This is a genomic window from Caldibacillus sp. 210928-DFI.2.18 (assembly GCF_020554505.1).
Lineage (GTDB): Bacteria > Bacillota > Bacilli > Bacillales > Caldibacillaceae > Caldifermentibacillus > Caldifermentibacillus hisashii.
In genome coordinates this window covers 20,147-32,547 of record NZ_JAJCHL010000034.1, presented here as the reverse complement: position 1 = coordinate 32,547, position 12,401 = coordinate 20,147, and the positions used below count along the sequence as shown (strand labels likewise).

Below are 12,401 nucleotides of genomic sequence, written 5' to 3'. Positions count from 1 at the left end.
TTTTCCGGCTCAAAATGACGACGAGAAAGAGTCTCGTCGCCAAAAAATGGAGTTTCTCGCCCAAAAGTGACGACGAGAAAGAGTCTCGTCGCCAAAAAAACCAGATTTTCGCCCAAAAAAGGTGACGAGAAAGAGTCTCGTCGCCAAAAAATGGAGTTTTCCACCCCAAAACGGCGACGAGAACAGGTCTCGTCGCCAAAAATGAGCATTTTCCGGCTCAAAAAGGTGACGAGAAAGAGTCCCGTCGTCAAAAAAAGCAGATTTTCGCCCAAATATGGTGACGAGAGTGGTTCTTTCAAGATAAATTATTCAATAGGACACTTTTCAAGAAATCTTTAAAGCGAAAAACAATTTGAATAAGTTTGCTCACACAATATACAGTAGGGTAGACCACGTGGATATAAATAGATATGGTGTTTGACGGTCAATCTTATGGATATATTTGCACTTTTTCATTGGTCTCGGAATCTTTAATCAAATATCCCATAACCGGGGTATTGCCCTTATCAATGAGCCAATTCCTCTTGTATATTAACATGAAATGTCCCATAGCACCAAACTATGGGACATTTTCCTGTAACCCCTTGAGGCTACTGAAAAAATTCGAATAAGTTCACTTACTTATAGTAGGTCAGACCACAAAAGCAAGTAATCTTATAATTAGTCAGTTGCCTCTAACCTCTTTTTAAAAATTTCTCAAATCTTACAAATTAGTTATCTATTTTTCATTCGATAATTTCAAAACATCAAGGAGTTTGAAGAATAAGCTCAGAATAATGGCAACAATGGTGGCTAAGCCCATACCTTTTAGCGGTACCGAGCCGAGTTGAATTGTAGCGCCGCTTAGGCCGACAACTAAAACAACACAAGTTAAGATTAAGTTTCGTGATTTATCATAGTCAACTTTTGCTTCCACAAGTGTACGGAGACCGCTCACAGCAATCATTCCGAACAGCAACAAGGAAATTCCGCCCATGACGGCCGTTGGAATAGAAGAAATTAATGCTGCAAATTTACCAAAGAAGGAAAGGAAAATGGCAATGACTGCTGCTCCGCCAATGATCCATGTTGAATACACTTTTGTTATGGCCAAGACACCAATGTTTTCCCCATAAGTTGTATTAGGTGTTGAGCCAACCAAACTGGACAGAATTGTTGAAATCCCGTTCCCTAAAAATGAGCGGTCCAACCCGGGGTCCTTTGTTAAATCTTTTCCGACAATGTTTCCGGTAACCATTGTATGCCCGATATGCTCCGGAACTAGGACAAGAGCGGCCGGAATAATTGCCAAAATATCAGACCAGTTAAATTTAATAGAGTAGAAGGTTGGTAAGGCAATGAATGATGCTTCTTTTACCGTTGTAAAGTCAACAAGGCCGGCAAAGAAAGCGATGATATACCCACTGACAATCCCAATTAATATCGGGATAATTTTCAAAAAGCCGCGTAATGTTACCCAGCAAACGATAGTAATGGCCAAAGTCAAAAGTGATACAGTCACGGTCTTTGGATCCATGGCCCAGTCTGTAGTTGCATCTGCCGGCGCAATAAATCCGGCCATTTGGGCAGCAGTTGGTATTAATTCAAGCCCGATAACGGCAACAATAGCGCCCATTGCAGCCGGGGGAAAAATGAGATCCAGCCATCCGGTACCGACAGCCTTAATGATTAAACCAATGATGACCAGAATGACCCCAACAGCAAAAAATCCACCAAGAGCATAACTATACCCTTCCAAACCGGAATAGCGGCCCAACACAACGAAAACCGGTGAAATAAAGGCAAAACTTGATCCAAGGTATGCGGGAATTTTTCCTTTTGTAATAAAGATGTAAATGAGTGTACCAATTCCGTTCATTAATAAAATTGTCCCGGGATCGACGCCGAATAACACAGGGACTAAAACAGTTGACCCAAACATTGCAAATAAATGTTGCAAACTTAGTGGGAGACTTTCCCAAAAGGGTAATTTTTCATGAACTTGGATGACATTTTTTTCCATCATCATTCTCTCCTTCTTAAATACGATTCGAAAAAATTTTTATATATAAAAAAGCACCTTGCCTGTACAAGGGCAAGGTGCTATATCCGTCCATCCAACACAAAAGGATACAGAAACAGTATAACGTTGTATTCCGCCAACCTTGCCAGCCTCACAGGACTGAATTTAAAGGTACTCATTTACTTGTCAAAAATATTATGGCAGGAAAAGAAAAGAAAGTCAATAAAAGATTTTCTCACATGACTTTATCCATAAGAAGTACTTTCTCAATGTTTGCTGTACTGACTGGACCTTATATAATAGAGGTTCCTTATTTTTTATAATAAATCTCCCTATTATTTACGAAAAAAACCGCCTTCAATTCAATTTAGCAAATCATTATCGTTTACAGGAGCTGTATTGTCGTAAAGCGTAATCAGCTGAAAAGACAGTCCGGACATAACAAATAGGATATTATTATTTTAGAAAAATTTTAAAAAGATAAAAAATATGTTGCCCATTTTAATTAAAAAATGTATATTTTAAAATATAAGAATTTTAGTTAGAAATGGTGGTGTAATAAACCTTAGGAAACAGGAAGAATTATTTCTTAAAGTATCTTAATTTTCAAAATGTAAACGCTTAAAAATGTACTGAGGAGGAATCATTTATGAATCATGCCGAGCAAAAAGTGGAAGTAGAAAAAACAAAGTTTGAAAGAATCATTGAGACGGGAAAATTTAAGGAATTAATGGATCAAAAGAAAAAATTTCTTGTCCCGTGTACTGTGTTTTTCCTGTTATTTTACTTTGCCTTACCGATTATGACTTCTTATACAAAATTGCTACATCAACCGGCATTTGGCGACATCAATTGGGCGTGGATCTTTGCGTTTGCTCAGTTCATAATGACTTGGACATTAGTTACTATATATATGAAAAAATCATCAAAGTTTGACAAATTAGCAGCCGATGTTACAGAAGAATTCGTTAAGAAGGGGGGAGAGTAAATGAATACGACAGTTGTTATATTATTTTTACTGATCGTCGCTAGTACGCTAATCATAACGTATTTTGCTGCTAAACGCACAAGAACGGCCAATGAATTTTATACGGCAGGCGGAGGTCTAACGGGATGGCAAAATGGTTTGGCTATAGCCGGTGACTATTTATCGGCAGCATCCTTTCTTGGGATTGCCGGATCCATTGCTTTAACAGGGTTTGATGGTTTCTTCTTCAGTATCGGTTATCTCGTTGCATATCTCGTTGTTTTATTTATTGTTGCTGAACCGCTTCGGAATTTAGGAAAATATACGTTAGCGGATATGATTAATGCACGATTCGACGCGAAAAAAGTTCGCGGGGTTGCTGCATTAAGTACGATTACCATTGTCATATTTTATATGATTGCTCAGTTGGTCGGTGCAGGCGCACTTATTCAATTATTATTCAATATTGATTACTGGTTGGCTGTATTAATCGTTGGTGTTATGATGACCATTTATGTATTATTTGGCGGAATGACAGCAACCAGTTGGGTACAAATTATTAAGGCTGTTCTGTTGATGGCAGCTACCATCGTTATTTCATTTATTGTCTTGTCTAAATTTAATTTTAATATAGCCACGATGTTTACCGATATGAAAACTGCAACACCGCTTGGAGAGGACTTTTTAAACCCGGGTGTAAAATATAAAAATCCGCTCGATACAATTTCATTAATGACGGCGCTCGTATTAGGCACGGCAGGACTTCCGCATATATTAATGCGTTTCTTTACTGTTAAAGATGCGCAAACGGCACGCAGTTCAGTGATGTGGGCAACATGGATTGTCGGAATCTTCTATATTTTAACGGTTTTCTTGGGATTTGGAGCAGCGGCTTTTGTTGGTTCAGAAAAAATCGTTGAAGCAAACGCAGCGGGGAATATGGCAGCTCCATTACTTGCTCAAGTATTAGGCGGAGACTTTTTAATGTCCTTTGTATCAGCAGTTGCCTTTGCAACTATTTTAGCCGTTGTAGCCGGTCTTGTATTAAGTGGTGCATCGGCATTTGCTCATGATATTTATGGACAAATTATTAAAAAGGGTAAGATAACGGAAAGACAACAAGTTCTCGCAGCAAAATATGCTTCATTAGGTGTAGCAGTGCTCTCCATTTTATTGGCATTATTTGCACAAAATATGAATGTTGCTTTCCTTGTATCACTTGCTTTTTGTATTGCGGGAAGTGCCAATTTGCCGGTTATCGTTTATACCATTTTTTGGAAGCGATTTAATACAGCCGGAGCGATTTTTGCTATGTTATCGGGTCTCATTTCGGCATTAGTATTAGTAAGTATCAGTCCAAGTGTATTTTCACCGACTGAAGGAGCAGCTATTTTTGTTGGCAACCCAATCTTCCCGCTAACCAATCCGGCCATTATTTCTGTTCCGCTTGGATTTTTGGGCGGATATTTGGGGACGGTGTTATCAGGAAAAACAGATTTTGTTCGTTTTGCAGAAGTGAAGTTCCGGGCTAATACCGGTTATCGCGATAAATAAACGAATAAAATCTATTCAGGTTCTATCGATCTAGATGAAGCATTCGCATAATCGCAAAAAATAAACGAATAAAATCAAGCTTTAAACATTGTTAAAAAGAGAAAACTCGGCAATTACCGAGTTTTCTCCACTATTGTTTCAATACGAGCAGATGAAGATGTTTTTTTCCTCACCGTTTTATACAAGCAAGTTATTTTGCCTTTTCTTCAAAAATTTTCGCAATTTCAACAATCACTTCAGTTGCTTTCATCATTGTTTCTACTGAGACAAATTCATATTTCCCGTGCATATTTTCTCCACCGGCAAAAATATTCGGTGTCGGCAAACCCATATAAGATAATTGGGAGCCATCCGTACCGCCACGGATCGGTTCAATGACAGGGGTAATATCCAATCTCTTCATCGCTTCTTTAGCGTTCTCAAAAACTTCTTTAACCGGCTCAATTTTTTCCCGCATATTGTAGTATTGATCTTCTAACATTAAACCAATTGTGTCTTCTCCGTATTTTTGGCGCAATTGGTCAACGATTTTAACTAAATTTTCTTTTTTTGCCTCAAACTTTTGCCGATCATGATCACGTATGATATAGTAAAGTTCGGTTTTTTCGACATCGCCATGGAAAGAAAGCAGATGGTAAAATCCTTCATATCCTTCTGTATACTCAGGTGCCTCTCTAACCGGTAATTGTTGATTTAGCTCCATACCGATCTTTATAGAGTTCACCATTTTCCCTTTGGCAGAACCCGGATGAATGTTGTTTCCGTTAATCGTAATTTTAGCTGCTGCTGCATTGAAACTTTCATATTGTAATTCCCCAAGTGGACCGCCGTCCATTGTATAAGCATACTTTGCACCAAAACGGTCAACATTAAATTTATGCGGACCGCGCCCAATCTCCTCATCAGGTGTAAAGGCAACCCGAACTTTCCCGTGTTTAATTTCTGGATGTTGAATGAGGTAATTCATGGCCGTCATAATTTCAGCGACGCCTGCCTTATCATCCGCTCCAAGTAAGGTCGTTCCATCGGTTGTGATTAATGTTTGCCCTTTGTAATTTTTTAAAGAAGGGAAGGCTTCCGGTGATAAAACAATTCCTAGCTCTTTGTTTAAAATCACATCTCCACCGTCATAATTTTCGACAATTTGCGGTTTGACGTTTTTTCCGGTAAAATCTGTCGCCGTATCGACATGTGCTAAGAAACCGATTGTCGGAACCTGCTTATTCGTATTGGCTGGAAGAGTTGCAAACACATAACCATTTTCATCGATGGTTACTTCTTCCATGCCAATTTCCTTTAATTCATCTACCAAAAGGTTCAACAAATCCCATTGTCCCGGTGTGGATGGACAAGTTTGGCTATCTTCATTTGATTGTGTGTCAATCTTGACATAAGTGGTAAAGCGTTTAATCAATTCATCTTTCAATTTTTTTCATCTCCTAAACAGGTAATATAAGTCATATTATGTACAATTAATTGCCCCGCACAAACGGTCATGTCGTCTAAGGGAAAACAAAAATATAAAGGAGGAAGATAAGTTCCCCTGATGGAAGTTCCATCTTATTGTAATCCTTATTATATCATTTGTTCAAATTTTTGATAAAATACGCCCAATTTTCCCTTATAATCATCATGCCAAGGTTTATCCTTGCCGCAGTAATGGATAAATAATGTATGTTTTTTAATCCATTCAAGATTATTTTTATCGGATTGGTAAAACTTTGCAAACTCAAAGTAGCGAGCATCATAATTATATCGATAACTGTCAACGGGCTTAATTTTATCCCAATAGAGAGCATTTAAAACATCTTGATCCGGTAAAACCAATTTAAATTTGTTCTTTTCAATATACTGATATATTTCATCCAAGTGAACAAGATCGCGCATTAAGGCGACATTCATTAATAGTACCCCGGTATTGAAGTATCCTTTTGTTAAAGGCGTTTTTAAACGAATTTTATTGATTGGTTGAACTATTTTTGTCGGAAACTCATGCTCGGACGCAATAAAAAGATTGTTTTCAAAATTTGTCCGATAAAAAGAACCAATTGGATTAATGTTGACAATATCAGGGTCTAAGTATAGAACCCGGTCAATAGTTTTAGGAAGAAATTCATGGGCTGCTAATCGATAGTACATTTCTGTTGAGTAATGGCGGAACACGGGTGCCTCTTTAAAATAATCCCGATCAATAAAAATTGGATAGAACTGGTGTTGGTGTTCGGTAATAAACTGATGTAATCCATCCAGATCATATTGGTTGAGATTAGAATGCATCAAATAGATAGAGAACTTTTCTTTGGGGTTATGATGAAATAATGACTTCAGTAAAACTTTCAAAGGGTGAAGATAATTTGCGTTTAATGTAACGAGAATATTAATCATTGGAGTAAAACCTCACTTCATCCAACATTTTCCTTATTTACGCTTACTCATTCATTCTAACATATAGAAGGAGAGTACAGGAATAGTCAATGATCGTATTATACGATAAAATAAGAATAAAAACGTAAGCATAAAAAAAGGAGAAAAACATGATTCGTCGTTTTCTATCATATTATAAACCCCATAAAAAATTATTTTTGATTGATTTCAGCAGTGCGGTTGTTGTTGCCATTCTCGAACTTGCCTTCCCTTTAGCTGTTCAATGGTTCATTGATTCGCTGTTGCCAAAGGGGAATTGGTCCACTATTCTTTCGGTTAGCATTGCTTTATTCGTTTTATTTGTAATTAACACTAAAATGAAAGCTTTATGGATTGTCGGTTGATGGGGGCGTTTGTGGGAATTCTTGCCTTGTGTATGAATCACCGGTTGATGGACATTTACCAGTCGAGCGCCGGCCGGGCAATCGCCATGGGGTGACATGCGTTGTTTATGAATCAAAGGGGTCGGCCGGGAAAAAGGCACGTCTCACAAGTTGAAAGGACATCTTCCTGCCAATTATAAAACTTGTTCGCTTACTTGTATGAGGGGGTAACGGAATGGAACTTAGGGATTTACAGGCATTCGTTGCGGTTGTTCAATATGGGAATTTTACGAGAGCTGCAGAGGCCCTTTACATTTCCCAGCCAACATTAAGTAAAAGTATTCAAAACTGGAGGCATCCTTGAAAGCTGATCTTCTTTGTCGAACAACGAGACAACTCCAACTTACTGATATCGGGGGAGTCGTATACGAACATGCCCAAAAAATTTTACATTCTGTGTTAGAATTGGAACGCTCCATTCAAGATGTAAGAAACGTAAAGTCTGGGAAGATCAAATTTGGCATCCCGCCTTTAATAGGCACATTATTTTCCCCTGAAATTGCCCGTAAATTCCATGAAAAATATCCTAACATCACGCTGGAACTGGTTGAGAAAGGGGCAAAGTTAATCGGAGAACTTGTACTATCCGGGGAAGTTGATTTAGCAATTGTTGTATTACCGGTTGAAAACGAACAATTTACCATTTTGCCTTTTTTTGAAAATGAATTTGTAGTCTATGTAAATGCAGAACACCCATTAGCGAGCCGTTCAGCTGTGACTCTTCCGGAATTAAAAAATGAGCAGTTTATTACATTTACAGCCGAGTTTGCCCTGCATGATTTTGTCATTCGTGCATGTCAAAGCGAAGGATTCCAACCACAAATCGCTTATAAAAGTTCACAGTGGGATTTAATTTTTGAATTAATAGCATTAAACTTAGGAATAACGATTTTACCAAAAGCAATCTATGCAAAACAAACAAATAAAAACGTAAAAATTATCCCGTTTGAAACAAATCAATTAATGTGGCAATTAGGAATTGTCACCCTCAAAGACAGTTATCAATCTTATGCATTAAAAGAATTATTAACCGTCATTCAAACAGAAATTTGGTCTTGGCAAAAAATATTTTAAATAATAAATACGGATTTATTCGAAAATTTAATGAATAATATTCAAAATAGATATTTCACTAATAAAAAAATTTTCGGTAAGATTGCCTTAAGTATAGGAAAAAGGGGCTGATTAAAAAGCAAAGTACAGAGTGAATATGCATTAATTTTAATCCAATAATGCAATGCCGGGAAAATAAACATGGTCAAAGTAGAAGTTTCATACATCATGTGTAAAAAGGTTTACCGGTAAATCTGTGAAAAATGTCAGTATAACTTATTTGTTTTTAAAAGAAAGGTAAACAAACTATGGAAAAAAAGGCTTTGAAGCAGCGCATACTGGAAAGCTCACTAGAACTGTTTCAAAAAAATGGATATCATGGTGTAACAGTTGAACAAATAGTGGAAAAGGCCAATACTTCAAAAGGGGGATTTTATCATTACTTTAAATCAAAGGATGAACTGTTATATGAAATTCATGATGTATTTATTTCGTACGTCATAAAAAATGCACAGGAAACATACGATGAATATGAAACACCTATTTTAAGATTATGCGGCATGTTACATTCCTTTATTAAAGTATTTGATGTGTATAATCCTTATATCACGGTTTTCTATCAAGAAAGTGCCTATTTACAAGCTGCGTATAAAGAAGTGATAAACGAAAAACGTGATCAATACCGGAAACTCATCGAAAGGGTGATAAAAGAAGGGCAAGAAAGAGGAGACTTTCGAAAAGAAGTGCCTGCCAGTATTGCAACGATGTCCATTATCGGGATGATAAACTGGTCGTATAAATGGTACAAACGTGATGGTCCGTTATCAATAGAGGAAATTGGCGATGTTTTCAGGGATCTCATCTTACATTCTTTAGCCACAGAAAAAGGTCTTACAGAAGCAAATGAGCAAAACCAATTATTAGGAAAGAAGGAAATTGTGAGCGAAAAATAAATATTTTTTTGTTTATAATTGTTGAACAAACCGACTAGTCGGTCTATACAATTGCTTTTCTTTAAGAATACCGCCTGGTCGATCACTGAAAAAGGGGTTGGGAGAGAATGAATTTTGAATTAACGAAAGAACAGCTAATGATTCGAGATATGGTAAGAGACTTCGCGGAAAAGGAAGTAAAACCATATGCGAGAGAACTGGATGAAACACATTCCTTCAGACTCGACACGTTTCAGAAAATGGGTAAATTGGGTTTAATGGGGATTCCTTTTCCGGAAAAATATGGGGGTTCCGGTGGGGATACCACTTCATATGTAATTGCCGTTGAAGAGATCGGTAAAGCTTGCGGAGGTACAGGATTAAGTTATGCGGCGGCCGTTAGCTTAGGTGCATCCCCCATTTATAACTTTGGGACAGAGGAGCAAAAACAAGAATGGCTGGTACCTATGGCGCAAGGAAAAGCATTAGGATCATTCGGGTTAACGGAACCTAATGCCGGTTCTGATGCCGGCGGGACGAGAACAAAAGCCGTTCTTGATGGGGATGAATATGTGATTAACGGAGAAAAATGTTGGATTACCAATGCAAGTTATGCTCGGCAAGTAATTATTACTGCGGTAACCGGTGAAAGGGAAGATGGGAAGAAGATTATAACTGCACTTATTGTACCGACAGATGCTCCCGGTATGGCGATTACATCTGATTATCAAAAAATGGGTGTTCGGGCATCAAACACCTCTCAAATCGTGTTAGAAAATGTTCGTGTACCGAAAGAAAATGTACTTGGAGACCCGCAAAGAGGATTTAGTCAATTTTTAAATACATTGGATGGCGGACGAATTTCAATAGCTGCCTTATCAGTCGGTATTGCTCAAGCAGCCTTTGAGAAAGCGTTTGCATATGCAAAGGAAAGAGTCCAATTTGGTCGTTCAATTTCAAAGTTCCAAGCCATTCAATTTAAACTTGCTGATATGGCTATGGAAATTGAATTAGCGAGAAACATGGTGTACAAAGCAGCGTGGCTCAAGGATAACAACAAACCATTTAGCAAAGAAGCGGCATATGCAAAATTATTTGCTTCCGAAATGGGTTTTAGAGTTTGTAACCAAGCGATTCAAATCCATGGCGGTTACGGGTACATGGCTGAATACGATGTGGAAAGACATTTACGTGACATTAAGTTAATGGAAATTGGAGAAGGCACATCAGAGATTCAAAGAGTGGTTATTTCCAGATTAATTGGATGTTAGTAGAAAAACGAACAAGATAATGGTGGCCCGAAAAGAAGAAGTTACCGGCAACCTTTAGCATGTTAGAAAAAAAACAGTATACTAGTAGCTCAAGTAGAGGAAGATACCGACAAAACCTTTAGCATGTAGTAGACAAATGAAACAATATTTTAGGGGGGATACAATGGCAGATCTGATTTTTTCAACAATCGGTCAATTGATTGAGGAAAAAGCGAATCAACATCCAAACCAAGAAGCGCTTGTTTATACTGATCGTGATTTGCGCTTAACTTATCAGCAACTTGATAATCTCTCAGACAAAGTGGCAAAAGGCTTGATGGCCCTCGGTATTGAAAAAGGCGACCATCTGGCTGTATGGACAACAAACGTTCCCGAGTGGGTAAGTCTCCAATTTGCAACAGGGAAAATGGGTGCGCCTCTCGTAACAGTAAACACGAATTACAGAGCCCGTGAGCTGGAATATTTATTAAAACAATCGGATTCGACAACACTGATTCTCATTGAACAATATCGTGATCATCGCTTTATTGATACTGTTTATGAAATATGTCCCGAGTTAAAAACATCTGAACCTGGTCAACTGCAATCCAAACGGTTACCAAAGCTAAAAAATGTCATTGTTTTAGGGGAAAACCGTTATGATGGAACCTTTAACTGGTCCGACATCCTCAATGCTGCAGAACAGATTACGGACGAACAATTGGCGGAAAGAAAAGCAACATTACACTATGATGATGTCATTAATATTCAATATACATCAGGGACAACAGGCTTTCCAAAAGGAGTCATGTTAACCCACTATAACTTAATTAACAATGCAGTGAATATCGCCGAATGTATGAAATTAACAAAGGAGGACCGCTTATGCATTCCGGTACCTTTCTTCCATTGTTTCGGTTGTGTGATTGGTACACTGGCCATAACAACCTGTGGAGGGACGATGGTACCTGTACAAGAATTTAAACCTGAAGAAGTGTTAAGAACGGTAGAAAAAGAGAAATGTACAGCACTTCACGGTGTGCCAACAATGTTTATCAGTGAGTTAAATTTACCTAATTTTGACAATTTTGATCTTTCATCGTTACGAACAGGGGTAATGGCCGGTTCCAACTGTCCGGTTGAAGTGATGAAAGCCGTTATTCAGAAAATGGGAATGACCGACATTACCATTTGTTACGGCCAAACGGAATCTTCACCGGTGATCACGCAAACGCGTACGGATGACCCTTTGGAATTACGGGTTGAAACAGTCGGCCGCGCATTACCAAATGTTGAAGTAAAAATTGTTGAACCGGGAACAGATACCGAAGTTCCACCTGGTGCCCAAGGGGAACTTTGCACACGCGGTTATCACGTAATGAAAGGATATTATAACAATCCCGAAGCAACCAAGGAAGTTATTGATGCAGAGCATTGGTTACATACGGGTGATTTAGCAACGATGGATGAAAACGGTTACGTCCGTATTACCGGTCGCTTGAAAGATATGATTATTCGCGGTGGTGAGAACATATACCCGCGTGAAATTGAAGAATTTTTATATACACATCCGAAAATTCTCGATGTGCAAGTCGTTGGTGTGCCTGATGATAAGTATGGTGAAGAGGTAGCCGCCTTTATTATTTTACGTGAAGGAGAATCAGCATCAGAGGAAGAAATAAAAAATTACTGTAGAAATAAAATAGCCCGCAATAAAATTCCAAAATACATTATTTTTACAGACAGCTACCCAATGACAGCTTCCGGGAAAATTCAAAAGTTTAGATTGAGAGAACAAGTGAACCGTTTCATAAAATAAGTGATAAGGAGGGAGTC

General features: G+C 38.1%; 11 protein-coding genes and 1 pseudogene. 9 read left to right on the top strand and 3 right to left on the bottom strand.

All coding sequences use genetic code 11. The annotated features are described in order from the left end of the window. Positions 1-66 precede the first annotated feature (66 nt). Positions 67-339, top strand: coding sequence for a hypothetical protein (locus LIZ98_RS09075; RefSeq protein ID WP_227139477.1), 273 nt, complete (start codon positions 67-69; stop codon positions 337-339). 379 nt (positions 340-718) lie between these two features. Here LIZ98_RS09075 and uraA read toward each other — a convergent pair whose 3' ends face one another. Further along, the gene (gene uraA, locus LIZ98_RS09070; RefSeq protein ID WP_285847598.1) at positions 719-2,002 is read right to left on the bottom strand and encodes a uracil permease; all 1,284 of its coding nucleotides are present in this window, start codon (positions 2,000-2,002) and stop codon (positions 719-721) included. Between the two features lie 649 nt (positions 2,003-2,651). Between uraA and LIZ98_RS09065 the strand changes: the two genes are divergently transcribed. Together LIZ98_RS09065 and LIZ98_RS09060 are read left to right on the top strand one after the other, a co-directional pair. Beyond that, positions 2,652-2,990: a DUF485 domain-containing protein gene (locus tag LIZ98_RS09065; protein WP_041845897.1), complete on the top strand. Its 339-nt coding sequence runs from the start codon at positions 2,652-2,654 to the stop codon at positions 2,988-2,990. After that, a complete protein-coding gene (locus LIZ98_RS09060) occupies positions 2,991-4,523 on the top strand; it encodes a solute symporter family protein (protein ID WP_227139479.1) in 1,533 nt (510 codons plus the stop codon). It abuts the gene before it with no gap. 190 nt (positions 4,524-4,713) lie between these two features. Here LIZ98_RS09060 and pepT read toward each other — a convergent pair whose 3' ends face one another. Next, positions 4,714-5,949 carry a peptidase T gene (gene pepT / locus LIZ98_RS09055; protein ID WP_227139480.1) on the bottom strand — a complete coding sequence of 412 codons (1,236 nt, stop codon included), beginning with the start codon at positions 5,947-5,949 and terminating at the stop codon, positions 4,714-4,716. Positions 5,950-6,098: 149 nt separating this feature from the next. Beyond that, positions 6,099-6,908 (bottom strand): glycosyltransferase family 8 protein, encoded by an 810-nt coding sequence (locus LIZ98_RS09050; protein WP_227139481.1) that lies wholly within the window; start codon positions 6,906-6,908, stop codon positions 6,099-6,101. Between the two features lie 149 nt (positions 6,909-7,057). On the opposite strand from LIZ98_RS09050, the pseudogene LIZ98_RS09045 reads away from it, so the two are divergent. The 6 genes and pseudogenes from LIZ98_RS09045 to LIZ98_RS09020 form a co-directional block, all read left to right on the top strand. Further along, positions 7,058-7,270: pseudogene (locus tag LIZ98_RS09045) on the top strand (multidrug ABC transporter ATP-binding protein); the annotation flags it as partial. A gap of 235 nt (positions 7,271-7,505) precedes the next feature. Continuing rightward, positions 7,506-7,634 carry a LysR family transcriptional regulator gene (locus LIZ98_RS09040; protein ID WP_227139482.1) on the top strand — a complete coding sequence of 43 codons (129 nt, stop codon included), beginning with the start codon at positions 7,506-7,508 and terminating at the stop codon, positions 7,632-7,634. Then, the gene (locus LIZ98_RS09035; RefSeq protein ID WP_227139483.1) at positions 7,631-8,404 is read left to right on the top strand and encodes a LysR substrate-binding domain-containing protein; all 774 of its coding nucleotides are present in this window, start codon (positions 7,631-7,633) and stop codon (positions 8,402-8,404) included. Before LIZ98_RS09040 ends, LIZ98_RS09035 begins: the two co-directional genes overlap by 4 nt. Positions 8,405-8,691: 287 nt before the next feature. Beyond that, the gene (locus tag LIZ98_RS09030) at positions 8,692-9,336 is read left to right on the top strand and encodes a TetR/AcrR family transcriptional regulator (protein WP_227139484.1); all 645 of its coding nucleotides are present in this window, start codon (positions 8,692-8,694) and stop codon (positions 9,334-9,336) included. A gap of 107 nt (positions 9,337-9,443) precedes the next feature. Beyond that, the gene (locus tag LIZ98_RS09025) at positions 9,444-10,586 is read left to right on the top strand and encodes an acyl-CoA dehydrogenase family protein (RefSeq protein ID WP_227139485.1); all 1,143 of its coding nucleotides are present in this window, start codon (positions 9,444-9,446) and stop codon (positions 10,584-10,586) included. Between the two features lie 136 nt (positions 10,587-10,722). Then, positions 10,723-12,384, top strand: coding sequence for an AMP-binding protein (locus tag LIZ98_RS09020; RefSeq protein ID WP_227139486.1), 1,662 nt, complete (start codon positions 10,723-10,725; stop codon positions 12,382-12,384). The last annotated feature ends 17 nt before the right edge of the window (positions 12,385-12,401 follow it).